At 73.7% G+C, this 22,786-nt stretch carries 24 protein-coding genes; 12 read left to right on the top strand and 12 right to left on the bottom strand.

From position 1 onward, the window contains the following. Window positions 1–25: 25 nt before the first annotated feature. A complete protein-coding gene (locus AB0C21_RS31840) occupies window positions 26–766 on the bottom strand; it encodes a DUF6585 family protein (protein ID WP_500209209.1) in 741 nt (246 codons plus the stop codon). A 208-nt stretch (window positions 767–974) separates the two neighbouring features. On the opposite strand from AB0C21_RS31840, the gene AB0C21_RS31835 reads away from it, so the two are divergent. Together AB0C21_RS31835 and fahA are read left to right on the top strand one after the other, a co-directional pair. Next, complete coding sequence (locus AB0C21_RS31835; protein ID WP_500209207.1) at window positions 975–2,033, top strand: DUF2637 domain-containing protein; 1,059 nt, start codon at window positions 975–977, stop codon at window positions 2,031–2,033. 133 nt (window positions 2,034–2,166) lie between these two features. Further along, window positions 2,167–3,384, top strand: a complete 1,218-nt coding sequence (fahA, locus tag AB0C21_RS31830) for a fumarylacetoacetase (protein WP_500209205.1) — start codon at window positions 2,167–2,169, stop codon at window positions 3,382–3,384. 176 nt (window positions 3,385–3,560) lie between these two features. Here the strand turns inward: fahA and ispF are convergent, their stop codons facing one another. Together ispF and AB0C21_RS31820 are read right to left on the bottom strand one after the other, a co-directional pair. Then, complete coding sequence (gene ispF, locus AB0C21_RS31825) at window positions 3,561–4,031, bottom strand: 2-C-methyl-D-erythritol 2,4-cyclodiphosphate synthase (RefSeq protein ID WP_200842260.1); 471 nt, start codon at window positions 4,029–4,031, stop codon at window positions 3,561–3,563. A 34-nt stretch (window positions 4,032–4,065) separates the two neighbouring features. Beyond that, complete coding sequence (locus AB0C21_RS31820; RefSeq protein WP_021599843.1) at window positions 4,066–4,548, bottom strand: CarD family transcriptional regulator; 483 nt, start codon at window positions 4,546–4,548, stop codon at window positions 4,066–4,068. 362 nt (window positions 4,549–4,910) lie between these two features. Between AB0C21_RS31820 and AB0C21_RS31815 the strand changes: the two genes are divergently transcribed. Both AB0C21_RS31815 and AB0C21_RS31810 read left to right on the top strand, forming a co-directional pair. Next, entirely contained in the window at window positions 4,911–5,684 is a 774-nt protein-coding gene (locus AB0C21_RS31815) for a hypothetical protein (RefSeq protein WP_500209203.1), read from the top strand. Between the two features lie 199 nt (window positions 5,685–5,883). After that, the gene (locus AB0C21_RS31810; protein ID WP_500209201.1) at window positions 5,884–6,813 is read left to right on the top strand and encodes a hypothetical protein; all 930 of its coding nucleotides are present in this window, start codon (window positions 5,884–5,886) and stop codon (window positions 6,811–6,813) included. 73 nt (window positions 6,814–6,886) lie between these two features. Here the strand turns inward: AB0C21_RS31810 and AB0C21_RS31805 are convergent, their stop codons facing one another. Together AB0C21_RS31805 and AB0C21_RS31800 are read right to left on the bottom strand one after the other, a co-directional pair. Next, window positions 6,887–7,558, bottom strand: coding sequence for a winged helix-turn-helix domain-containing protein (locus AB0C21_RS31805; RefSeq protein ID WP_500209200.1), 672 nt, complete (start codon window positions 7,556–7,558; stop codon window positions 6,887–6,889). A 5-nt stretch (window positions 7,559–7,563) separates the two neighbouring features. Continuing rightward, window positions 7,564–8,772 carry a sensor histidine kinase gene (locus tag AB0C21_RS31800; protein WP_500209198.1) on the bottom strand — a complete coding sequence of 403 codons (1,209 nt, stop codon included), beginning with the start codon at window positions 8,770–8,772 and terminating at the stop codon, window positions 7,564–7,566. Between the two features lie 174 nt (window positions 8,773–8,946). Here AB0C21_RS31800 and phoU point away from each other — a divergent pair, with 174 nt between their 5' ends. Further along, on the top strand, window positions 8,947–9,609 hold the full coding sequence (phoU, locus tag AB0C21_RS31795; RefSeq protein WP_149263144.1) for a phosphate signaling complex protein PhoU: 663 nt from the start codon (window positions 8,947–8,949) through the stop codon (window positions 9,607–9,609). An 83-nt stretch (window positions 9,610–9,692) separates the two neighbouring features. Further along, window positions 9,693–10,796, top strand: coding sequence for a WD40/YVTN/BNR-like repeat-containing protein (locus AB0C21_RS31790; protein WP_500209195.1), 1,104 nt, complete (start codon window positions 9,693–9,695; stop codon window positions 10,794–10,796). Here the strand turns inward: AB0C21_RS31790 and AB0C21_RS31785 are convergent. After that, complete coding sequence (locus AB0C21_RS31785) at window positions 10,793–11,206, bottom strand: MarR family winged helix-turn-helix transcriptional regulator (protein ID WP_149262990.1); 414 nt, start codon at window positions 11,204–11,206, stop codon at window positions 10,793–10,795. The two genes, AB0C21_RS31790 and AB0C21_RS31785, sit on opposite strands and share 4 nt — an antisense overlap. A gap of 79 nt (window positions 11,207–11,285) precedes the next feature. On the opposite strand from AB0C21_RS31785, the gene AB0C21_RS31780 reads away from it, so the two are divergent. Continuing rightward, window positions 11,286–12,455: an MFS transporter gene (locus AB0C21_RS31780; RefSeq protein WP_500209193.1), complete on the top strand. Its 1,170-nt coding sequence runs from the start codon at window positions 11,286–11,288 to the stop codon at window positions 12,453–12,455. Between the two features lie 46 nt (window positions 12,456–12,501). Here the strand turns inward: AB0C21_RS31780 and AB0C21_RS31775 are convergent, their stop codons facing one another. Genes AB0C21_RS31775 through mshA form a run of 3 tightly spaced genes read right to left on the bottom strand, consistent with a single transcriptional unit; the run spans window position 12,502 to window position 15,217 of the window. Further along, window positions 12,502–13,335 (bottom strand): phosphoglyceromutase, encoded by an 834-nt coding sequence (locus AB0C21_RS31775; RefSeq protein WP_500209192.1) that lies wholly within the window; start codon window positions 13,333–13,335, stop codon window positions 12,502–12,504. Window positions 13,336–13,364: 29 nt separating this feature from the next. After that, window positions 13,365–13,856, bottom strand: coding sequence for a type III secretion system chaperone family protein (locus AB0C21_RS31770; RefSeq protein ID WP_353819183.1), 492 nt, complete (start codon window positions 13,854–13,856; stop codon window positions 13,365–13,367). Between the two features lie 50 nt (window positions 13,857–13,906). Then, on the bottom strand, window positions 13,907–15,217 hold the full coding sequence (gene mshA / locus AB0C21_RS31765; RefSeq protein ID WP_500209190.1) for a D-inositol-3-phosphate glycosyltransferase: 1,311 nt from the start codon (window positions 15,215–15,217) through the stop codon (window positions 13,907–13,909). A gap of 189 nt (window positions 15,218–15,406) precedes the next feature. Between mshA and AB0C21_RS31760 the strand changes: the two genes are divergently transcribed. Next, entirely contained in the window at window positions 15,407–16,165 is a 759-nt protein-coding gene (locus AB0C21_RS31760) for an SDR family NAD(P)-dependent oxidoreductase (RefSeq protein WP_500209188.1), read from the top strand. Window positions 16,166–16,170: 5 nt separating this feature from the next. Here AB0C21_RS31760 and AB0C21_RS31755 read toward each other — a convergent pair whose 3' ends face one another. Then, the gene (locus tag AB0C21_RS31755; protein ID WP_500209187.1) at window positions 16,171–16,992 is read right to left on the bottom strand and encodes a class I SAM-dependent methyltransferase; all 822 of its coding nucleotides are present in this window, start codon (window positions 16,990–16,992) and stop codon (window positions 16,171–16,173) included. Window positions 16,993–17,151: 159 nt separating this feature from the next. On the opposite strand from AB0C21_RS31755, the gene AB0C21_RS31750 reads away from it, so the two are divergent. From AB0C21_RS31750 to AB0C21_RS31740, 3 genes are all read left to right on the top strand, one after another. Then, entirely contained in the window at window positions 17,152–18,765 is a 1,614-nt protein-coding gene (locus AB0C21_RS31750; protein WP_500209186.1) for an AMP-binding protein, read from the top strand. Between the two features lie 55 nt (window positions 18,766–18,820). After that, complete coding sequence (locus AB0C21_RS31745) at window positions 18,821–19,609, top strand: TIGR03084 family metal-binding protein (protein WP_500209185.1); 789 nt, start codon at window positions 18,821–18,823, stop codon at window positions 19,607–19,609. A 62-nt stretch (window positions 19,610–19,671) separates the two neighbouring features. Continuing rightward, window positions 19,672–20,145 carry a universal stress protein gene (locus tag AB0C21_RS31740; RefSeq protein WP_500209184.1) on the top strand — a complete coding sequence of 158 codons (474 nt, stop codon included), beginning with the start codon at window positions 19,672–19,674 and terminating at the stop codon, window positions 20,143–20,145. 172 nt (window positions 20,146–20,317) lie between these two features. On the opposite strand, the gene AB0C21_RS31735 is transcribed toward AB0C21_RS31740, so the two are convergent. Further along, on the bottom strand, window positions 20,318–20,830 hold the full coding sequence (locus AB0C21_RS31735) for an O-acetyl-ADP-ribose deacetylase (RefSeq protein ID WP_500209183.1): 513 nt from the start codon (window positions 20,828–20,830) through the stop codon (window positions 20,318–20,320). Window positions 20,831–21,084: 254 nt separating this feature from the next. Between AB0C21_RS31735 and AB0C21_RS31730 the strand changes: the two genes are divergently transcribed. After that, on the top strand, window positions 21,085–21,939 hold the full coding sequence (locus AB0C21_RS31730; protein WP_500209182.1) for an NAD-dependent epimerase/dehydratase family protein: 855 nt from the start codon (window positions 21,085–21,087) through the stop codon (window positions 21,937–21,939). A gap of 39 nt (window positions 21,940–21,978) precedes the next feature. On the opposite strand, the gene AB0C21_RS31725 is transcribed toward AB0C21_RS31730, so the two are convergent. After that, entirely contained in the window at window positions 21,979–22,740 is a 762-nt protein-coding gene (locus tag AB0C21_RS31725; RefSeq protein WP_500209180.1) for a dioxygenase family protein, read from the bottom strand. Window positions 22,741–22,786 lie beyond the last annotated feature (46 nt).

Genomic DNA, 22,786 nt, shown 5'->3' with positions numbered 1-22,786 from the left:
CTCGACATCCCCCGCGAGAAAATCTTCAGAAATCTTGGGCCATGTCCCTGACCTGGTGGCACAGGACGGTGAACGCCAGCGCGTCCGGCATCCGGGAGGCGAGCGTCGCGAGATCGGGCCGGCCGGGGCGGGCGTGCACGGTCACCATCCCGTTCCCGATCACCACGTCGTGGACGGCGTGCCAGGGCAGCCGCTCGCCGTCCTTCTCGACGCCGTCCAGGTCCACCGCGAACGGGCCGATCCGGACGGACTCCCCCGCCTTCACCGCGGCCAGGCGGTGCGGGACGATCCGGGCGGTCACCTCCTGCGCGACGGCCACGCCGAGCGTCCGGACGTCCGGGATGTCGTCGCCGAGCCGCAGCACGCTCCCGTCGTGCGCGACGACGGTGAAGCGCCACCGGACGCGACCGCCCGGTCCGTCCGGGACGCCCGCGACGGTCACCGAGGCGAGCTCGTCCCACGTGTACGCCCCGCCGCCCGGTCCGCTGACCGCTAACCCCGCGGTGTGGAGGACGGCGACGCGGGCCCGGAGGCGCGGACGGTCCCGTCCCGCGATCCACCCGGCGGCCGCCGCGTAGCCCATCGACAGGAGCAGCGCCGGGACGCCCACCCACCACACGCGGTCGTGCAGGTACACGACCGCCGCCGGGATGAGCGCCGCCGCGGCCAGGCAGAGCAGCGCCAGCCACGCCCAGGTGCGGCGGGCCGCGGCCCGCCCGTCGAAGATGCGGACCGGTTCACCGAGACGGTCTTGGGGGAACTCCACTGCGGCGCTACCCGGCCGCGCGGGCCCGCGTGACACGCACGAACCTGCCGCACGCCATCGCTGCCTCCCTCAGCCTCGTCCTCGCCAATACCGTACGTCTCCCCACTTATCGTGCGCAGCGTCACAGTGATCACTAAGAAGTTGCGGTTCGGCGGCGTCCGGGCTGGTTAATCTCGGCGGAGGAACCCTCCCTTCCGGAACGAGAGACATGCCGACTGATCCGACCCGGCCCTCCTACTCACCCGTGCAGCGGCTGCTGCTCACCGGCGCCGCCGGCCTCGTGGTCGCCGCGCTGGCGGGCGGCGCGTTCGCGCTGACCTACGACGTCCTCCGCGAGCTCGCCGTCGCCGGCGGGGTGAGCCGCCGCTGGGCGCCGCTGTACCCGGCGATGGCCGACACCCTCACCGCCGTGACGATCCTCTCGCTCGTGGTCACCCGCAACGCCCGCTGGTGGACGCGGCTGCCGCGCTGGACGCTGCTGTTCCTGCTGCTCGCCGGGGGCGCCGCGATCTCCGTCCAGCACTCGGTCCGGGGGTTCGACGCGCTGTCCGAGGACGCGGTGCGGACGGGCGTCGCCGTCGCGCCGCACGCCATGCTCGTGATCGCCGTCTGGCTGTGGCTGACGATGGCCAAGCAGATCCGGGTGGCGTCGCGGGCCTCCGCCGGGAACGAGGCGCCGGTCGAGGCGCAGCGCGGCCACGTCAAGGTCCTGGAGCCCGCGGCGCCCCCGCTCGCGCTGGAGGCGCCCGCCGAGCAGGAGCCGGCGCCCGCCTTCCCGGACGTTCCACCCCCGGCCCCCGAGCCGGAGCCCGAGCCCGAGCCGATCCTGCCGTTCAAGGACGACGGGCCCGAATGGCCCACCATCGAGAAGGCCGCGCCCGCGCCGGAGGAGTTCTCTCCCTTCGACTACGAGGAGAGCCTGTCGTCGGAGCCCGCGCCGCCGCTGGAGCCGCTCCCGCAGCCCCGCCCGCCGCTGGACTCGGTGCCCGACCTGCTGCCGACGGACGTCGAGCTCGTCCGGGGCCGGGACGGCGTCGGCCAGAAGCCCCCGGCCGCCTCGACGACCCGTCCCGACATCGTGCTTCCCGGGTCCCAGGGCGCGGACGAGGACGAGCTGGACGACCCGCCCGCCGACCGCGCCGAGGACCCCGACGCCGGGGATCCCGAAGCGACGGACCCCGACGGGGGAGACCGCTCGGCAGGCGGCGACTGGAACCCGCCGCCGTCCAGCAACTTCCGCAGCGGCCCCACCCCGCCCGCCGAATAGGGCCGGGCCCAGGGACCGGTTCGGGCGCCGGTTCGGGGGCGCCGCCCTGATCTGGAAAACCGCCTTTCCTCCTCCGCCGCCTGATCTGCCCGCACCGGGCGAAAGGGACGCGGCGGGGGGAAGGTATGGCTCCATGACGACCGTTTCGTGGGTCGAGAGCAGTCGGGACGGCGGCTTCGGCATCGAGAACCTGCCGTACGGGGTCTTCTCCCGGCGGGGGGAGCTGCCGCGCGTCGGCGTGGCGATCGGCGACCGCGTCCTCGACCTGGCCGAGATGTCGGCCGCCGGCCTGGTCGAGGACCGGCACTACTTCGCCTCCGGGTCGCTGAACGCCTTCATGGTCGCCGGACGCGCCGCCTGGCGGGCGAACCGGGAGCGGGTGACGGAGCTGCTCACCGACGAGTCGTACCGGGGGCGGGTCGAGCCGCACCTGATCCCGGTCGCGGACGTGGAGCTGCAGAAGCCGTTCGAGGTCGCGGACTACGCCGACTTCTACTCCTCCGAGCACCACGCCGCGAACGCGGGGCGGATCATGCGGCCGGACGCCGCGCCGCTGCCGCCCAACTGGAAGCACATGCCGGTCGCCTACCACGGCCGCGCCGGGACCGTGTACCCGTCCGGGACGCCGATCATCCGGCCGTCCGGGCAGCGGCGGGCGAAGGGCGACCCGGAGCCGTCCTTCGGCCCCTCGCGGCGCCTCGACTTCGAGGCGGAGGTCGGCTTCGTCGTGGGCGTCCCCTCCGCCGCGGGGCGGGGCGTGCCGACCGCCGCGTTCCGCGACCACGTGTTCGGGTTCGTGCTCGTGAACGACTGGAGTGCGCGCGACCTCCAGCGATGGGAGTCGCAGCCGCTCGGCCCGTTCCTCGGCAAGTCGTTCTCGACGTCGGTCTCGTCGTGGGTGGTGCCGGTCGCGGCGCTGGAGCCGGCGCGCGTCTCACCGCCCGTCCAGGATCCGGCGCCGCTGCCGTACCTGCGGTGCGAGGAGCCGTGGGGCCTCGACCTGCACCTGGAGGTCCTGATCAACGGACGGGTGGCGGCGCGGCCGGAGTTCGCGTCGATGTACTGGACGTCCCCGCAGCAGCTCGCGCACGCCACGGTGAACGGCGCCCCGCTCCGCACCGGCGACCTGTTCGCGTCCGGCACGGTCTCGGGCCCCGAACGCGGGCAGCGCGGCTGCATGCTGGAGCTGAGCTGGGACGGTCAGGAACCGCTGCTGCTCGACGACGGCACGGAGCGCACCTACCTGGAGGACGGCGACACCGTGACGCTCCGCGCGCAGGCCCCGGGGGCCGGCGGCTCCCGCATCGCCCTCGGCGAGGTGACGGGCACGGTCCACCCGGCTCCCGCCTAGGGCGCCGCTCAAGGTTCGCCGGTCGCCCCGCCGGACTACGCGAGGGCCGTCAGGACCGATAGGCGTGTTGGCCTGCGATGACGTGGCGGTCCTCGACGTCGGCCATCGCGTTCGCCCCATACCGGCGCTATGCCGCCACACGACGCATAGGGCATGCCCGGCCCCGGCGGAGGCTGCTAGGCGGGCGGAAGGACGATGGCGTTGGCTATGGCGGCGAGGCCCTCGCCCCGCCCCGTGAGGCCGAGGCCGTCGGTGGTGGTGGCGGAGACGGTGACCGGGGCGCCGGACAGGGCCTCGGTCAGGGTCTTCTCCGCCTCGGCGCGCCGTTTGCCGATCTTGGGGCGGTTGCCGATGACCTGGATGGCGACGTTGCCGATGGTCCAGCCCGCCTCGTCGACGCGGCGGGCGACCTCGCGCAGCAGGTCGACGCCGGCGGCGCCGGACCAGCGCGGGTCGGCCGTGCCGAAGACGGCGCCGAGGTCGCCGAGACCGCACGCCGAAAGGAGCGCGTCGCAGGCGGCGTGCGCCGCGACGTCGCCGTCGGAGTGCCCGGCGAGGCCGTGGCCCTCACCCGGCCATTCGAGCCCGGCCACCCACAGGGGGCGCGGCTCGGACGAGAACGGGTGGACGTCGGTACCGACGCCCACCCGGGGAAGCCGTTCGTTCAACGCGGTCGGCCGCTCAGCTGGCCAGGACCTCGTCGAGCAGGGCCTCTGCCTTGTCCTCGTTGGTCTTCTCGGCGAGCGCGAGCTCGCTGACCAGGATCTGGCGCGCCTTCGCGAGCATCCGCTTCTCGCCCGCGGACAGACCGCGCTCCTTGTCGCGCCGCCAGAGGTCGCGGACGACCTCCGCGACCTTGTTGACATCGCCGGAGGCGAGCTTCTCAAGATTCGCCTTGTACCGGCGCGACCAGTTGGTGGGCTCCTCGGTGTAGGGTGCGCGAAGCACCTCGAACACCTTCTCCAGCCCGTCCTGGCCGACGACGTCCCGGACGCCCACGTCCTCGACGTTCTCGACCGGGACCCGTACCGTCAGGTCACCCTTGTCAACCTTCAGGACCAGGTAGGTCCTGTCCTCACCCTTGATGGTGCGAGTCTCGATGGCCTCGATCCGAGCAGCCCCATGGTGGGGGTAGACGACGGTGTCGCCGACCTGGAAAGTCATGTGACAAGTACCCCTTCCGCTAGAACCAGGGTAGCACGGAAACGAGCGTGCCCGAACCGGCCTTCTCGACAAATGCCCAGGTCAAGCCACATATTGGGGTATTGACAAACCCCTTTATTGGTGCATCGCCGTCCAGTTCTCCCCACCCAGCGTAGCCGAGAGAACACCGGGATCCCGGTCGAGCGCCTTTACCGGTAACCGCCCCCCGGGTACAAGCATCGTCCCGCCGGCGGCGCGGACGCGTTCCATACTGGGATGTGAGCACGCCGGGCCGCGCGGGTACGAAGCGCCCGGGAGGGTCTTAATAGGACGGATGGGAACGCGCGTCCCGCGGGAACACCGATCGGTGAGGGAGGTGGCGCGTGCGGCCGGACGGCGGCGACCCGGAGCCCGACGACTACGGGCTTCCGCACGTTGACGTCGTCGTGCCCGACGACGCCCGCGAGCTGGAGCGGGACGTCGTCGCCTACCACCGGGAGCGGCGCCGGCGGCGGCGCAGGGCGCGGGTGCGGCGGCTGTACCGCCCGCTGACCCGGTTCGGCGTCGCGATCCCCCTCATCGCGGGCGCGCTGCTCGTCGCGCTGCTGAGCGGCGTCCTGATGACGGCGCTCGGTCCCCGTCCGACGCCCCGTCCGACGAGCGCCCAGCTCGCCCCGCGCCCCACCGCGAGCCCCGGCAGGGTCGGCGGGCTCCTGCCCGACCGCCGGGTCGACGTCGTGACGGCCGGCCGCACCCCGAAGAGGCTCCAGGACCTGCGCCCCGCGGTGATAGCCATAGTCCCGCCCGGGTACCGGTGCGAGCCCATCGTGGCGGAGCTGGCCGGCCGGGCGCAGGAGTACACGGTGAACTTCTGGATCGTCGCCGACCCGCGCCCCGCGGGGCCCAGGAAGCCCATGTCCCTGAAAGACCTCAGGGCCTGCGCGGGCACCGCCCACAGGGGAGTACCCCAGATCCTGGAAGACCGCGCCGGCGTCCTGGCCGGTGCCTACTCCCCCCCGCCCGGCACGCCCGGCCCCACGGGGACCGGCATCACCGCCGTCTTCGTAAAGCTGGACGGCCTGGTCACCGAGGTCCTCCGGGCTCCCCAGCCCGGTCCGGCGCTCACCGGGAAGGTTGAGAGCCTCCGTACCGGTTAGCACCCGTCCCGGGGATCTTGTCCGCGAGCCCGCGTGCGCGCGCCCAGGGTCGCCGTGGAAGCCGGTTCAGGCGTGTCGGCCACCCCGGGGAGGGGTCTCCGGTGGAACCTCGCTACGCTTCCCCTGGCGTATCTCACGCCAGCCTCACAACTTCCTGAAGCCACCTCTTCAACTGATATTTCGCGAGGAGACCGACGCCGTGATCCGAAACAGCCGTCGAATGGTCGTGCTCGCCATCGCGGGCGCCGTCGCCATCGCGCCGGTGGTCTCCGGCTGCGGCGCCGGCGAGACGCCCCAGTCCGCCGCCCCGACGCAGCTCACCGAGGGCGTCAACGTGTCGGTGCCGAAGGACAGGCCGGGCGCGGCGCAGATCGACCTCCGCCACGTGTTCCTGCTGGGCCAGGAGGCGGGGCGGCCGATCCCCCAGGGCACGAACGTGGCCCTCTACGGCGTGATCATCAACCAGGTGAAGGGCCGGCAGGACCGCCTGGTCTCGGTGAGCTCCCCGGCGTTCGGCGGCGAGGCGAAGATCGAGGGCGGCTCGCTCACGCTGCCGCCCGCCGCCCCGGACGGCACGGGCAGCTTCACCAAGCTGCTGGGCAAGCCCACCGCGACCCCCACCCCGCAGCAGCAGGGCGGCAAGAAGAAGACGCAGCAGCCGGGCACGCCCTCCGGCCAGGCGTCGCCCTCCGGCAGCGCCACCCCCGAGCCGACCGGCCAGGGCGCGACCCCGAACGTGTCCGAGACCCCGACCTCGGAGAACACGACCGGCCCGCAGGGCGGCGGCCCGTCGGCCGAGCCGCCCGCCGCCGGCGAGCAGCCGCTGGTGGTGCTGCCCAAGCTGAACGAGGAGCTGCGCGCCGGTGACACGGTCCCGCTGACGATGCGGTTCGAGCGCGCCGGTTCCGTCGAGTTCCAGGTGCCCGTCGTGGCGCGGCAGGGCGAGTTCGCCACCTACCCGCTGCCCATGTCCCCCGCCTCGCCGCAGTCCCCGAACGGCCAGACCCCCGGCCAGACGCCGAGCCAGTCCCCGAGCGGCGAGGCGAGCACGTCGCCGTCCCCGGGCGCCGAGCAGGGCGGCTCGGAAGCACCGCAGACCCCGACCACCACGGAGACCCCGGCCGCCTGACCCGCCGACTCCCGGCCCCGCGCACACGAGAACGGCCCGCCCCCGCAAGGGGACGGGCCGTTCCTCATGTCCGTCAGGGCTCGAACTTGTAGCCGAGGCCTCGGACGGTGACGATGTAGCGCGGGGTGGAGGGGACTTCCTCGATCTTGGCGCGGAGGCGCTTGATGTGGACGTCCAGGGTCTTGGTGTCGCCCACGTAGTCGGCGCCCCAGACGCGGTCGATCAGCTGCATGCGGGTGAGGACGCGGCCGGCGTTGCGCAGCAGGACCTCCAGCAGCTCGAACTCCTTGAGCGGGAGCTGGACGGGCTCGCCGCCGACGCTGACCACGTGGCGCTCCACGTCCATCCGGACCGGCCCGGCCTCCAGGGTCGCGGGAGCGGGCTCCTCGACCTCGCCCTGGCGGCGCAGCACGGCCCGCATCCGGGCGATCAGCTCGCGGGTGGAGAACGGCTTGGTGACGTAGTCGTCGGCGCCGAGCTCCAGGCCGACGACCTTGTCGACCTCGCTGTCCTTGGCGGTCAGCATGATCACCGGGACGTTGGACCGCGAGCGCAGCTCCCGGCACACCTCGGTGCCGGGCAGTCCGGGCAGCATCAGGTCGAGCAGCACCAGGTCGGCACCGTTGCGCTCGAAGATGTCCAGCGCGTCGGGGCCGGTGGCGGCGACGGCCACCTCGAACCCCTCCTTGCGGAGGTTGTACGACAGTGCGTCGCTGAAGGACTCCTCGTCTTCCACGACGAGCACGCGGGTCACGGTGTTGCCTCCCGGGCGGTGTTAGGTGGTGCTGGGTCTGCGGTCGTCCCGGCCGCGGAGCGGCGCGGCGTGTCGAGCAGCGGGAGCCGGATCGTGAACGTCGACCCGTGCCCCTCCTTGCTCCACACCGTGATCTCGCCGCCGTGCTTGCTGGTGACGTGCTTGACGATGGCGAGGCCGAGCCCGGTGCCGCCGGTCTGGCGGGAGCGGGCGGGGTCGACCCGGTAGAACCGCTCGAAGATCCGCTCGATCTCGGCGTCCGGGATGCCGATGCCCTGGTCGGTCACGTTGATCTCGACGTGCCACTCGTCGCACCTGCGGGTCGACACGACGACCCGGGTGTGCTCGGGGCTGTAGGCCACGGCGTTGTCGACGAGGTTGCGCAGCGCGGTGACGAGGAGCTCCTGGTCGGCGCGGACCTGCAGGTCCTCCTCGCCGCCGGCCGCGAGCTCGATGTCCTTGGCGACCGCCTTGATCTGGCAGCGCTCCAGCGCCTCGGCCACCACCTCGTCGAGGTCGATCGGGGTGAGCTCGGGCAGCGGCTCGTCCCCCTGGACGCGCGACAGCGTCATCAGGTCCTGGACGAGGTTGGTGAGCCGCACCGACTCGTACTGCATCCGGCCGGCGAACCGGCGGACGGCCTCGGGGTCGTCGGCGGCGCCCTCGACGGTCTCGGCGAGCAGGGACAGCGCGCCCACCGGGGTCTTCAGCTCGTGGCTGACGTTCGCCACGAAGTCGCGGCGGATCGCCTCGGTGCGGTGCATCTCGGTGAGGTCCTCGGCGAGCACGAGGACGAGCCCGTGCGACCCGAGCGGCGCGACGCGGACCGCGAACCAGCGCCCGTCGGCCCGGCGGCGGCCGCCGGCGGGCCCGACCTGGATCTCGGTCTCGCGGATCTCCCCGTCGCGGCGGACCAGCCGGGTCATGGCGAGCACCTCGTCCACCAGCAGGTGGTCGCCGCTGACCAGGCCGTACGCCCGCGCCGCCGAGCTGGCCCGCAGGACCCGGTCCTCGCTGTCGACCACGACGGCCGAAGACCGGAGGACGCTCAGCACCGAAGCGACGCCGGGGGGCAGACTGCCCACCGGGTTCGCCGTGACCGCCGTCCGCTGGGCTCGCTCGCTCACTCGCACCGCCAATCCAGTCGCGAGCCCGATCGCGAGCCCGGCGAGCCCGGTCAGGCTCGCTACTATCTCGACCTCCACACCTCGGATCGTAAGCGGCGTTCCGAGCAACGCTTCCCCGCGGGCCTGGTCAGGGACCTCTCGTTAGCCGAAAGTTCACCTTTGCCACCGGACGCGTTCACGGCCATGGGGCAGGCTGTGGCGTGGGCGAGTCCGCCCTGCCCGCCCGCCCCCGTCCACATCGAAGGATTTGAAGTGCGCGACGCCTACCACGAGGAACTCGACTCCCTCACCGACAGCCTGGTGGAGATGACCCGCCTCGTCCGGTCCGCGATGGCCCGCGCGGTGACCGCCCTGCTGGACGCCGACCTGCGGCTGTCGGAGGAGGTCATCAGCGGGGACGAGCACGTCAACAAGATCGACGCCGACATCGAGGCGACGGTGTTCGACCTGATGGCCCGCCAGCAGCCCGTCGCCGGCGACCTGCGCACCCTGATCACGGCGCTGCGGATGAGCGGCGACCTGGAGCGCATGGGCGACCTCGCCGTGCACATCGCGAAGACGGCCCGCCGCCGCCACCCCGAGTCGGCGGTGCCGCCCGAGCTGCAGGCGATCGTGCTGGAGATGGGGCAGATCGCCGAGCGGATGATCGCCAAGACGGGCAGCGTGATCGCGTCGCAGGACGTCGAGATGGGCCTCGAACTGGACGCCGACGACGACCAGATGGACCGCCTCCACCGCCGGCTGTTCGACCTCCTGCTGTCTCCGAAGTGGCAGCACGGCGTCGAGCCGGCCGTCGACATCACGCTCGCCGGCCGCTACTTCGAGCGCTTCGCCGACCACGCCGTCCACGTCGCGGAGAACGTCGTCTACCTGGTGACCGGCCAGCGCCCCGAGGAGATCGTCGACTCGGCCTGAACCGGCCGGTCCGCGCGCCCGTCCGGGCCCGGTCGTGCCGCTGGGTCTGGACGGCTTGATCATCATTCGTTAGCTTGCGCGTCATGAATCCGATGCGGGCGCTGGTCCGGACGATGACGCTGGCCGGGGTGTGCGGGGCGCTGATGGCGGCGTCCCTCCAGGTGCCGGGCGCGGCGTCGGCGCGGGAGGGGGCCGCGGCCTGGGCGCGCGGCCCGGCCTGGCAGCTCACCCCGACCGGCAAGCAGGCGCGGTTCCGCGGGCTGGCGGCGGTCGGCCGGAAGACCGCCTGGCTGGCGGGCAGCGGCGGGACCGTCCTCCGCACGACCGACGGCGGCGCCACGTGGCGCGACGTCGCCCCGCCGGACGCGGAGGGTCTGGAGTTCCGCGACGTCGAGGCGTTCGACGCGCGCCGGGCGGTCGTGCTGGCCATCGGCGAGGGCGACGCGTCCCGCGTCTACCGGACCTCGGACGGCGGCGCCTCCTGGACGCTCGGCTTCAAGAACGACGATCCCAGGGCGTTCTACGACTGCGTCACGTTCTTCGACTCCCGGCACGGGCTGGCGGTCAGCGACCCGGTGGACGGCCGCTTCCGGATCATCTCCACCGGCGACGCGGGCCGCACCTGGCGGGTGCTGCCGTCCGAGGGCATGCCCCCGGCGCTGGAGGGCGAGGCGGGGTTCGCCGCCAGCGGGCAGTGCCTGGTGAGCCACGGGCCGCGCGACGTGTGGCTGGCGACGGGCGGGGCGTCCCGGTCGCGCGTGTTCCACTCCGGAGACCGCGGCCTGACCTGGACCGTCGCCGACACGCCCCTGCCGTCCAGCCCGTCGCAGGGCGTGTTCGCGGTGGCGTTCCGCGACTCCCGGCACGGCGTCGCCGTCGGCGGCGACTACCGGCCGGGGCAGCCGTCCCCGGCGGCCGCGGCGACGACCGACGACGGGGGCCGGACGTGGCGTCCCGCGCGGCGCCCGCCGGCCGAGTACCGGTCGGGGGTCGTGTGGCCGGTGTACTCGGGCCCGGCCGCGCTGGCGGTGGGGCCCACGGGCAGCGACGGCACCCTCGACGGCGGCCGCACCTGGACCCGGTTCGACACCGGGAGTTTCGACACCGTGGACTGCGCCGCCGACGGCGGCTGCTGGGCCGCCGGCGAGAAGGGCCGCGCCGCCCGCCTCACCTTCACCACCCGCTAGCCGGGTCCCTCCAGGAGCGCCTGGAGCAGGTCGCGCAGCGACTCCTGCTGGGCCGGGGCGAGTGTCGCCAGCGGGGAGTCGGCGTCGAGGCGTTCGAGGACGTCGGCGCGGCAGCGTTCGCCTTCCGGGGTGAGGACGATCTGCTTGGCGCGGCGGTCGGTCGGGTGGGGGCGGCGCTCGACGAGGCCCTGCCCTTCGAGGCGGTCGACGAGGAAGGTCGCGTTCGACGCCTCGCACGCCATGCGGTGGGCGAGCTCGCGCGCCGTGATCGGCTCCGACAGCTCGCGTAGCGCGACGACCTGGGCGGCGGTCATGCCCACCTGGTCGGCGACGCGGCGGGCGTGGACGTCGAGCCGCTGCGCGAACCGGTGGACCAGCTTGCACACGTCGCGCTCCATCTGCTCGCCCATGCCAGGAGTGTAGCCCCTGTGGTTCGAGTCATGATATTGCTAGTTCGAATCATCCGAGTTCGAACTAACTGGAGTACGCGTGCCCCCGTCCCTCCTGTCCCTCATGCTGGTCGTCTTCGGCCTGACCACCGGCGAGTTCGTGATCGCGGGCATCCTGCCGGACGTGGCCGGCGACCTCGCGGTGTCGGTGCCCGCGGCCGGGCGCCTGGTGAGCGCGTACGCGCTCGGCATGATCGTCGGCGGCCCGGTCGTCACCGCCCTGACGGCGCGGCTGCCGCGCAAGCCGCTCGTGACCGGCCTCGTCGCCGTGTCGGTCCTCGCCAACCTCGGCTCCGCCGCGGCCCCGAACTACCCGGTGCTGCTCGCGACCCGGTTCCTCGCGGGCCTGGTCGTGGCCACGTTCTTCGCCATCGCCATCGCCACCGCCGTCTCGACGGCCCCCGCGGGCCGGGCGGCGTCCGCCGTCGCGAAGGTGGCGCTGGGCCTCAACCTCGGCATCATCCTCGGCACCCCGCTGGGCACCGTGATCGGCCAGGAGTTCGGGTGGCGGGCGACCTTCGCCGCGGTCGCCGCGCTCACCGCCGTGGCCCTGGCCATGGTGCTGCGGTTCGTCCCCGCCCTGCCCGCCGCCGCGACCGGCCCGCTCCGGGACGAGCTGCGCGTGTTCGCCGGGCGGGACGTCCGCCTGGCGATCTTCCTCACCGCGCTGGGTAACGTGGGCGTGGTGACCGTCTTCACCTACATCGCGCCGCTGCTCACCGAGGTGAGCGGGTTCGCCGAGGGCGCCGTGCCGGTGCTGCTCCTGGTGTACGGGGCGGGCGCGGTGGCGGGCAACTTCCTCGGCGGGCGGCTCTCGGACCGCGACCTCATGCCGTCCCTGATCCGGCTCCTCGGCGCGCTGGCCGCCGCGCTGGCGCTGTTCTGGGCGGTGGGCGGCGCCCGGCCGCTCGCCGCCGCGCTGACCTTCGCGCTCGGCCTGCTGGCCTTCGCGGTCGTCCCGGGCATGCAGACCCGGGTCCTGACCACGGCGGGCGCGGCCCCGACGCTGGCGGTCGCCGTCAACGCCTCCGGCTACCAGGTCGCGGCCGCGTTCGCCGGATGGCTCGGCGGTGCGCTGATCAGCGACGGGCCGGGCCTGCGCTCGCTGTTCCCCGTCGCGGCCCTGCTCACCCTCGCCGGGCTGGCCACGGCCGTGCACATCCACCGCCGCGACCGCCGTCCCGCCGCGGCGGGCGCCGAGCCCGTCTGATCGCGTCCGCTGTTCGAGGGGCCGCCGCCCGGGCGGCCCCTCGGGCCTACTTGCGCCTGCCGCGCTTGGGCTTCGGGGCGTCCTTCGGAGCGGGGGCCTTCGCGTCCTTCGCGTCCTTGGGGGCCTTGCCGCCCTTGGCCGCGCCCTGGTTCTTGACGGCCTCGATGGCGGCCTTGGCGGCGGCCGGGTCGAGGTACTCGCCGCCGCGCTTGAGCGGGGAGAAGTCGTCGTCCAGCTCGTAGACGAGCGGGATGCCGGTGGGGATGTTCAGGCCGACGATCTGCTCGTCGGAGATGTCGTCCAGGTGCTTGACCAGGCCCCGCAGGGAGTTGCCGTGCGCGGCGACCAGGACGGTCTTGCCTGCGGCCAGGTCGGGGACGATCGCGTCGTACCAGTACGGCAGCATGCGGTCGACGACGTCGGCGAGGCACTCCGAGCGCGGGATCAGCTCGGACGGCAGCTCGGCGTAGCGCAGGTCGTTGACCTGGGACAGCGGGTCGTCGTCCTTGATGGGCGGCGGCGGGGTGTCGTAGGAGCGGCGCCAGATCATGAACTGCTCTTCGCCGAACTCCTCGCGCGTCTGCGCCTTGTTCTTGCCCTGGAGGGCGCCGTAGTGGCGCTCGTTGAGGCGCCAGGAGCGCTTCACCGGGATCCAGAGCAGGTCGGCGACGTCCAACGCGATGTTGGCGGTGCGGATGGCCCGCTTCAGCAGCGACGTGTGCACCACGTCGGGGGTGATGTCGGCGTCGAGCAGCAGGTCGCCGCCCTTGGTCGCCTCGCTCTCGCCCTTGGCGGAGAGGTCGACGTCCACCCAGCCGGTGAACAGCCCCTCCGCGTTCCAGACGCTTTCGCCATGCCGGAGCAATACCAGGGTCGCCATGGGACCAGAGCCTATCGGCCCCGCGCGGGTCACTCGCGGTTGGCCGGGTCCGCGAAGGAGGCGAAGGCCTGGAGGTTGGCGAGGCTCTCGCCGCGCTTGACGCGCCAGTCCCACTCGCGCTGGATGGACGACTTGAACCCGCGCTCCAGCGCCTTGTCGAAGTTCTCGTCGGAGTAGGTGAGGACGCAGCCGAGGAGGCGGTCGACCTCCTCCGGCGACACCGATTCGAGCGGGACCTTCCCGACGAGGTGGACGTCGCCCACGTCGTCCAGCGCGAAGGCGACCCCGTACATGCGGCCGTTCTTCTCCAGGAGGAACCGGTAGAACTCGGCGTGGTTCTCGTCGGGGCGGCGGCAGAAGAACGCCTCGACGTGCAGCGAGTGGTCGCCGACGATGAGCCACGTCATGGTGGCGAGCTTGTGCTGCCCGGGGAGCTTGACGAAGAACGCGTTCTCGCGCGGCTCGTCGAACTCCAGGTCGGCGGCTTCCAGCGTCTCCCGGATGGTCTCGACGACGCTCATGCGTGCTCCCCCCTGGGGGGCGGCTCCCCGCGCCCCCCGCTCGGCTTCGTTCATACGGTCGCTTCCACGGCGGCGGTCGGCTTCGACACGGCACCGGTATACACGTCCAGCAGGCGGTCGACGGTGGTGTCCCAGCCGAAGTCGCGCGCGTGCCGGACGGCGCCGCGGGCGAGGCGGGCGTGCAGCCCGGGCTCGGCGTGCAGGCGCCGCAGGACGGCGGCGTAGTCGGCGGGGTCGTGCCCGGAGACCAGCACGCCGGACTCGCCGTCGGCGACCGCGGTGCACAGGCCGCCGACGCGGGACGCGACGACCGGCGTTCCGCAGGCCTGGGACTCGACGGCGACGAGCCCGAACGACTCGCTGCGGGACGGGACGACGGTGACGTCCGCGGCGCGGTACCAGTCGGCCAGCTCGTGCTGGGGCGCCGGGGGCTCGAACCGCATGACGTCGGAGATGCCGAGGTCGGCGGCGAGCAGTTGCAGGCCCTCGGGGCGGCACAGCCCGGAGCCGCTGGGGCCGCCGACGACGGCGACGACGAGCCGCGAGCGCAGTTCCGGGTCGTCCGCGAGCATGCGGGCGACGGCGCGCAGCAGCACGTCGGGGGCCTTCAGCGGCTGGATGCGGCCGACGAACAGCAGCACGTAGGCGTCGCGGGGCAGGCCGAGGCGGCGGCGGGCGGGGCCGGTCCGGTGCGGCAGGAGGCCGGCGCCGCGGGCGATGAGGGGCGACTCGGGGCGGAACACCGACAGGTCGACGCCGGGGCTGACGGCCGCGACGCGCGAGGGGTCGGCGCCGTAGAGGTCGACGAGCTCGCGGGCCTCCTTGGCGGTGTTGGCGACGAGCTGGTCCGCCGAGGCCACGACCTGCTCCTCGCCGAGGACGCGCTCGGCCGGCTCGGGCTTGTCGTCGTCGGCCAGGGCCGCGTTCTTGACCTTGGCCATCGTGTGCATGGAGTGGACGAGCGGGACGCCCCACCGCCCCTTCGCCGCCCACCCCGCCTGGCCGGACAGCCAGTAGTGCGTGTGGAGGAGGTCGTAGTGGCCGGGGTCGTGGGCGGCCTCCGCGCGCAGCACGCCGGAGGTGAAGCCGCACAGGTGCCGGGGGAGCTCGGTCTTGTCGAGCTCCTCGAACGGCCCGGCGACCACGTTGCGGACGAGGACGCCCGGCGCGAGCTCCACGGCGGGCGGAAGCGCCCGCGAGGTCGCGCGGGTGAAGATGTCCACCTCGACCCCCCTGGCGGCGAGCCGCTTGGCGACCTCGACGACGTAGACGTTCAGGCCGCCCGCGTCGCCGGTACCCGGTTGATCCAGAGGGGAAGTATGGACACTGATCGTCGCAACTCGGTTGATACGACGCGACACCGGACACCACCTCCGACAGTGCAACCTATCGACCGGGGTTACGTGTTCCCTCGGCAAGGTGGCCAAGCGTGACTCACCGCCACAGTGACCGACCTCACCCGCGCCCGCCGCACCGGTCCCCGCGGCTCCCGCCTCCCGTGCCGGGCAGTACTGTGCCGACCAGGCCCACCCACCCGAGAGACTGGACCCATGCGCAAGACGGCGATAGTGACCGGAGCAAGCAGCGGCATCGGGGCGGCCACGGCGAGGCGCCTGGCGGCCGAGGGGTTCAACGTCGTGCTCGCCGCGCGGCGCCGCGACCGCCTCGACGACCTCGCCAAGGAGATCGCCGAGAGCGTGCCGGGCGCGGGGAGGATCGCGCCGGTCACGCTGGACGTGACCTCGCAGGAGTCGGTGGACGCCCTCGCGGCGGCGGTCGACGCCTGCCACGTCCTGGTCAACAACGCCGGCGGGGCGCTCGGGATGGACAGCGTCGCCGCCGCCGACCTGGACCACTGGCAGTCGATGTACGACACCAACGTCCTCGGCCTCGTCCGCGTCACCAAGGCGGTCCTGCCGAAGCTGGTCGAGAGCGGCGCGGGCCACATCGTCAACATCACCTCGCTCGCCGGGCACGTCCCGTACGAGGGCGGCGGCGGGTACAACGCGGCCAAGCACGCCGCCTACGCGGTGAACGAGGTGCTGCGCCTGGAACTGGTCGCCGAGCCCGTCCGGATCACCGAGATCGCGCCGGGCCTGGTGAAGACCGAGGAGTTCTCACTGGTCCGCTTCCACGGGGACGAGGAGAAGGCCGCCAAGCCGTACGAGGGCGTGCCCGAGCCGCTGGTCGCCGACGACGTCGCGGACTGCGTCGCCTGGGCCGTCACCCGCCCGCCGCACGTCAACATCGACCGCATCGACGTCCAGCCGCGCGTCCAGGCCGCCCCGCACAAGCTCTACCGCGAGTAGGGCCTCTACCGCGAGTAGGGCGCGACGGCGCTCCAGGGAAGCGTGACCTCGCCGAGGCGCCACCGGTTGCGGCCGCCGTACGGGGGTCGGGCCAGGACGGGATGGGTCCGCGCCAGCAGCGATACGGCCTCGACCCAGCGCGCGCGGGGGCCGAACGCCGAGTGGGGCGCCGCGATCGCCCAGCACCGGTCGAACGCGGCCAGGAACTCGTGGACGGGTTCGCCCGGCACGTTCCGGTGGATCAGCGTCTTCGGCAGCCGCTCGGCCAGCGCCGAGGGCCGTTCGAGCGAGCGCACGTGGGCGGCGAACGTGATGGTCCGCGGGCCGTCCCTGGTGAGCGTCACCCAGACGGCACGGCGTCCGATCTCGTCGCACGTCCCCTCGACCAGGACGCCGGAGGGGGCGAGGCGCGCGCGCAGGTCGTCCCATGCGCGCCACGCCGCCGGCTCGTCGTACTGCCGCAGCACGTTGAACGCCCGTACCAGCACCGGCGGGCGCGGCACCGGCAGTTCGAAGCCGCCGCGCCGGAACGACAGCCCGTCGTGGGGCCCGGTGGCGGCGGCGAAGGCGACCCCGGCGGCGACCCGGGCGGGCTCGATCTCGATCCCGACGACCTCCAGGCGCGGCGACACCGCGCGGAGCCGCGAGTACAGCTCGAAGGTGGTGACCGGGGACGCGCCGTAGCCGAGGTCGACCGCCAGCGGGTGCGCGCCCGAGCGCAGCGCGGCGGTCTGGGTGGCGGCGATCCAGCGGTCGATCCGGCGGAGCCGGTTGGGGGCGGTGGTGCCGCGGGTCACCTCCCCCCGCGGCCTCGGGACTGGGGGCACGGGGTAATTGTCGGGGCTCATCCCCTATGCCCTGTACGCCGATGTACGCCGGTTCGCTCCGCGTACGCCGGTTCGCTGACCAACGCCGCACCCACTGAACGGGATTCGGTAAGCCATCGGTTACGGTGCTGCCGACGCCCCAGTCCCGGAGGAGTGCCGATGCTCGACCTGGCGACCCTGCACGAGGCCATCGCCGCCGCGATCCCCGACCGCGAGTGCCTGGTGTGGCGCGACCGCCGGATGACCTGGCGCGAGGTCGCCGACCGGACGCGGCGCCTGGCGAACGTCCTGCACGCGCACGGCCTCGGCCTGCACGCGGAGGACGGCGGCCCGGCGCCGGAGCCGTGGGAGTCGCCGCACGACCACCTCGCGCTCTATCTGCACAACGGGCCGGAGTACCTGGAGGGCCTGGTCGGCGCGCACAAGGCGCGGGTCGCGCCGTTCAACGTCAACTACCGGTACGTGGACGAGGAGCTCGCCCAGCTGTTCACCGACGCCCGGCCGGCCGCCGTCCTGTACCACGCGCGGTTCGCCGACGTGATCGGCCGGGTGGTCGAGAGGCTCGGCACCCGCCCGCTCCTCCTCCAGGCGGCGGACGACTCGGGCGCCGCCCTCCTGCCCGGCGCGCTCGACTACGAGGAGGCACTCGCCAAGGCGTCCTGCGAGCCCCTCCCCGTCCGTCCGAGCCCGGACGACCTGCACATCCTCTACACCGGCGGCACGACGGGGATGCCGAAGGGCGTGCTGTGGCGGATCGGCGACCTGATGATCGGGCCGCTCGGCATGCGGCGCCGCGACGGCGCCCCGCTCACCGACCTCGGCGAGGCGGTCGAGCGGGCCGTGCGCAGCGACGTGCGGGTGCTGATCGGGCCGCCGCTCATGCACGGCGGGGGCACGTGGTCGGCGCTCGGCGGCTGGTGCGGCGGCGGCGCCGTGGTGTTCCCCGACCGGGTGGACGGCCTGGACGCCGCCGACCTGATGGCCACGGCCGAGCGCGAGCGCGTCACCCGGATGCCGCTGGTCGGGGACGCGTTCGCGCGTCCGATCGTCGCGGCCCTGGAGGCCCGCCCGCACGACCTCGGCTCGCTGCGCACGCTCATCAACTCCGCCGCCGCCGTCAGCCCGGGCGTGAAGGCGCGGCTCCTCGAACTCCTCCCGCACACGCGGCTCGTGGACGTGCTCGGCTCGTCGGAGTCCGGGTTCCAGGTCACCCGGCACGGCCCGGCCGCCCGGTCGTTCCGGCCGGCGGCGGGCACGGCCGTGCTGAGCGCCGACCGGTCCCGGCGGCTCGCGCCCGGCGAGGACGAGCTCGGCTGGCTGGCCAAGGGCGGCGACGCGATCCCGCTCGGCTACCTCGGCGACCCGGCGAAGACCGCGTCCACGTTCCTCACCGTGGACGGCGAGCGCCTCGTCGTCGCGGGCGACCGGGCGCGGCTGCTCGACGACGGCACCGTCGAGGTCCACGGGCGCGAGGCCACCACGATCAACACCGGCGGCGAGAAGGTGTTCGCCGAGGAGGTCGAGACCGTCCTGCGCGGCCTGCCCGGCGTCGCCGACGCGCTGGTGGTCGGCCGCCCGAGCGAGCGCTGGGGCACGGAGATCGTCGCGGTGCTCGGCCCCTCCGGCGCCCCGTCCGACGACGAGCTGCGCGCGGGCTGCGCCGCCCACCTGGCCCGCTACAAGATCCCGAAGGCGTTCGTCCGCACCGACCGGAGCCTGCGGCTGCCGAACGGCAAGGCCGACTACGCCGCCGCCCGCGCCCTGATCGACTGAACGAAATTCGGTTCGCCTCTGTACCCGGCCCCCCGGGACACGGGATCATTGCGGCATGCCCGACCTGCACCTCCTGCTCGCCGACCTCGCCGCCGAGGGCGACTCCGTCGACGCCCTGGTCGCGCCGCTGGCCGCCGGCCGCTGGGCCGACCCGACCCCGGCCGAGGGCTGGACGATCGCGCACCAGATCGCGCACCTCGCCTGGACGGACGCGCAGGCGGTCGTCGCGGCCACCGACGCCGCCGCGTTCGCGCGGCACGTCGAGCAGGCCATGGCGGACCCGGCCGGCTACGTCGAGGCGGGCGCGCGGGATGGCGCCGCGGAGGACCCCGCCCGTCTGCTCGCCCGCTGGCGGGAGGGGCGCCGCCGGATGGTGGAGGCGCTCGCCGCCGTCCCGCCGGGCACCCGCCTCCCCTGGTTCGGCCCGCCGATGAGCGCCGCGTCCATGGCGACCGCGCGGCTCATGGAGACCTGGGCGCACGGCGAGGACGTCGCCGACGCGCTCGGCGCGCGCCGCGAGCCCACGCACCGCCTCCGGCACGTCGCGCACATCGGCGTCCGCACCCGCGACTTCGCGTTCCGCAACCGGGGCCTGGAGCCGCCCGCCGAGGAGTTCCGCGTCGTCCTCCAGGGCCCGGACGGCGACGAATGGGCCTGGGGCCCGCCGGACGCCCGCCAGTCGGTCACCGGCCCCGCGCTCGACTTCTGCCACGCGGTGACCCAGCGCCGCCACCCGGCCGACCTCGCCCTCACCGCGACCGGTCCCGACGCCGAGCGCTGGCTGGAGGTCGCGCAGGCCTTCGCGGGCCCGCCCGGAGCGGGCCGCGCCCCCTCCCGCGCCTGAGAGATTCGCCACTGGCCTCCGCGTTCGCGTTCGCACGGCGCGCCCGTGGAGATGTTCGTCGTATGACGGTTCTCATCGCGTACGACGGATCTGACGACGCCCGGGCGGCGGTCGAGTACGTGGCGCGGCACCTGCGCCCCGAGCCGACCGTGATCATGACGGTGTGGGAGCCGCTGCTCACCCAGATCTCCTGGGCGCCGATCGCGGCCGCCGTGCCCGTCGCCGGCCATATGGAGGAGGGCGAGCAGTACGAGGAGGAGAAGCAGGCCGAGCGGCTCGCCGAGCGGGGCGCCGCCATCGCCGCCAAGGCGGGGCTGACCGAGGTGGCGGTGCGCGCCGAGCGCGGCGGCGGGCCGGTGTGGGCCGCGATCGTGGACGTCGCGGAGGAGCTGAACGCCTCCCTCATCGTCACGGGCTCGCGCGGCCTGGCGGGGGCGCGGTCGGTGATCCTGGGCAGCGTGTCCACGCGCGTGCTGCACCACGCCCACCGCCCGGTCCTGGTGGTGCCCCCGCCGAAGCCGGACGACGAGGCCTAGCTGTGTTTCAAAGTCCCGGCCCACTTCGCTCGCCTGGCGGCTCGCTACGTGACCGGGCCTGGGCGAACGCGGCATCGCTTCGCGATCTGCCCGGTGCCGCTCGCCTCCGGCTTCGCGGCACCGGGCAGGTCACGCGTTCGCGCGCGTGGCCGAGACCACTTCGAGGCAGGCCCTAGAACACGCTCACGGCGCGTTCGAAGGCGGTGTAGGCGTCCTCGGTGAACAGGACGAAGCGGGCGTCCATCACCTGGCTCGGGGTGGCCCGGACGGTGCCGACCGCGATGCGGGCGGCGTCGTCCATGGGCCACCCGTAGATGCCGGCCGACACCGCGGGGAAGGCGATCGAGCCGACGCCCAGCTCGTCGGCGATGCGCAGGGCCTCCCGGTAGCACGAGGCGAGCTGGTGGGAGCGGTCCTCGGAGGCCGAGTACACGGGGCCGACGGTGTGGATCACCCACTCGGCGGGCAGCAGCCCGGCCCTCGTCGCCACCGCCTGGCCGGTCGGCAGGCCGCCGCCGTAGTGGGACGCGCGGAGCTTGCGGCACTCCTCCAGGATCTCCGGTCCGCCCTTGCGGTGGATCGCGCCGTCCACCCCGCCGCCGCCCAGCAGCGACGAGTTCGCCGCGTTCACGACCGCGCCCACCTTCTGCTCGGTGATGTCGCCCTGGACAAGAGTGATCTTCATGTGCCGCCGATCCTTCGCAGTGCCGAATCCCGTCCGAGGACAAGAATTCTCGTCTGCGGCGCACGCGAAACGCACCGGGGCGCCTCCCGGCGGTACGCTCATGGCGGACGAGCCGCCGGGGGGCGGTGCGGGCCCGTCCGACTTCGTCCGGCCGGACGCAGGGGGGTGTCCATGCGGAACGCCGGGCGTGACCAGTGCTGACAGACCCCACAGCAGACGATGCACGATGGCGTGAGAGCCGCGGAGGTACCCCCTTGAAGATTCTCCTCGCCGGAGCGACCGGAGTAGTCGGCCGCCGGCTGATCCCGCTGCTCGTCCAGGCGGGCCATGAGGTCGCAGGGACGACGCGCCGAACCGAACGCACCGGCATGCTGCGCGACCTCGGCGCCGCGCCGGTCCTGCTGGACGTGCTCGACGCCGGCGCCGTGCGCGACGCCATGGCCGCCGTGCGTCCCGACGCCGTGATCCACCAGCTCACCGATCTCAGCGACGAGGACTTCGAGGCCAACTCGCACCTGCGGATCGTGGGCACCCGCAACCTCGTCGACGCGGCGCGGGCCGCCGGCGTGCAGACCATGATCGCGCAGAGCATCGCCTGGCTGTACGTGCCGGGCGAAGCACCCGCCGTCGAGACCGACCCGCTCGACTCGCACCTGCCGCCCTACGCGGGCATCGCGTCGCTGGAGCAGGCGGTCGCCGAGATGCCGCACGGCGTCATCCTGCGCTACGGGGCGCTCTACGGCCCGGGGACCTGGTACGCGCCGGACGGCGCCATCGCCGAGCGGGTGCGGGCGGGCACCCTGCGCCAGGCGCCGTCCTGGACGTCGTTCGTGCACGCCGACGACGCGGCGTCCGCGGCGCTCGCGGCCCTCGACTGGCCCGCCGGGGTCGTCAACGTCGTCGACGACGAGCCGGCGACCACGGCGGACTGGCTGCCGGTCTACAGCGCGGCGCTCGGCGCGCCCGGGCCGGGCAGCGCCGGCAAGCACGCGGCCACGACGGGGCGTCCGGTGTCCAACGCCAAGGCACTGGGCCTCGGGTGGAAGCCGCAGGTGCCGTCCTGGCGCATCGGGTTCGCGCAGATGGACGTGCCGGTCGGCACCGACTGACCCGGAACCGGGCGGTTCCAGGCGGAACGTGACAAGCGGTCAGCCGAACTGGAACGAGCGCTTGGCCAGTCCGAGCCAGTAGCCGTCGATGACCGAACGCCGCCGCGACGCGGCGTCGGCATCGGCGCCGAGCGCCACGAACAGCGGCGCGAAGTGCTCCGTCCGCGGGTGGGCGATGCGCGCGGCGGGGGCCTTGGTGCGGAAGTCGAGCAGGGCGTCGACGTCCCCGCCCCGCACGGCCCGGTCCGTCCACTCGTCGAACTCGGCCGACCACGCGGGCGGCGCCGCGTCCGGATCCGGCCGCATCTCCCGCAGGTTGTGGGTGGTGAAACCGCTCCCGACGATGAGGACGCCCTTGTCGCGCAGCGGCGCGAGGCTCCGCCCGATCTCGAAGAGGCGTTCCGGCTCCAGAGTGGGCATCGACATCTGCAGGACGGGCACGTCGGCGTCCGGATACATCTCCACGAGCGGCACGTAGGCGCCGTGGTCCAGGCCCCGCCGCTCGTCCTGGTGGACGCCGGGGATCAGCTTCCGCACGTCGTCGGCGAGGGCCGGGGCGCCGGGCGCGTCGTACCGGACGGTGTAGTACCGCTCGGGAAAGCCCCAGAAGTCGTAGACGAGCGGCACCGGCCGGGTGGCGCCGATGCTGAGCGGCGCCTCCTCCCAGTGCGCCGACACCATGAGGATCGCCTCCGGCTTCGGCAGATCCGCGGACCAGCGGGCCAGCTCGGCGGTCCACCGGGCGTCGTCGGCCAGCGGCGGGGCGCCGTGGCTGAGGTAGAGCACGGGCATCCGGGTCATGTGCATCCTCCCCTTACTTGAGAGTTCAACAGTACCTGATTTTGTT

This window comes from Spirillospora sp. NPDC049024, from assembly GCF_040649235.1.
GTDB lineage: Bacteria > Actinomycetota > Actinomycetes > Streptosporangiales > Streptosporangiaceae > Spirillospora.
The sequence above is the reverse complement of the archived record's forward strand: the minus strand, read 5'-3'. Positions and strand labels throughout refer to the sequence as shown.

Bases quoted from the DNA above. Each gene is read 5' to 3' on its own strand.
- AB0C21_RS31835 (WP_500209207.1), top strand. From the start codon at position 975: ATGCCGACTGATCCGACCCGGCCCTCCTACTCACCCGTGCAGCGGCTG.
- fahA (WP_500209205.1), top strand. From the start codon at position 2,167: ATGACGACCGTTTCGTGGGTCGAGAGCAGTCGGGACGGCGGCTTCGGC.
- AB0C21_RS31820 (WP_021599843.1), bottom strand. From the start codon at position 4,548: ATGACTTTCCAGGTCGGCGACACCGTCGTCTACCCCCACCATGGGGCT.
- AB0C21_RS31790 (WP_500209195.1), top strand. From the start codon at position 9,693: ATGAATCCGATGCGGGCGCTGGTCCGGACGATGACGCTGGCCGGGGTG.
- AB0C21_RS31785 (WP_149262990.1), bottom strand. From the start codon at position 11,206: ATGGGCGAGCAGATGGAGCGCGACGTGTGCAAGCTGGTCCACCGGTTC.
- AB0C21_RS31775 (WP_500209192.1), bottom strand. From the start codon at position 13,335: ATGGCGACCCTGGTATTGCTCCGGCATGGCGAAAGCGTCTGGAACGCG.
- AB0C21_RS31770 (WP_353819183.1), bottom strand. From the start codon at position 13,856: ATGAGCGTCGTCGAGACCATCCGGGAGACGCTGGAAGCCGCCGACCTG.
- AB0C21_RS31760 (WP_500209188.1), top strand. From the start codon at position 15,407: ATGCGCAAGACGGCGATAGTGACCGGAGCAAGCAGCGGCATCGGGGCG.
- AB0C21_RS31750 (WP_500209186.1), top strand. From the start codon at position 17,152: ATGCTCGACCTGGCGACCCTGCACGAGGCCATCGCCGCCGCGATCCCC.
- AB0C21_RS31745 (WP_500209185.1), top strand. From the start codon at position 18,821: ATGCCCGACCTGCACCTCCTGCTCGCCGACCTCGCCGCCGAGGGCGAC.
- AB0C21_RS31740 (WP_500209184.1), top strand. From the start codon at position 19,672: ATGACGGTTCTCATCGCGTACGACGGATCTGACGACGCCCGGGCGGCG.
- AB0C21_RS31735 (WP_500209183.1), bottom strand. From the start codon at position 20,830: ATGAAGATCACTCTTGTCCAGGGCGACATCACCGAGCAGAAGGTGGGC.
- AB0C21_RS31725 (WP_500209180.1), bottom strand. From the start codon at position 22,740: ATGACCCGGATGCCCGTGCTCTACCTCAGCCACGGCGCCCCGCCGCTG.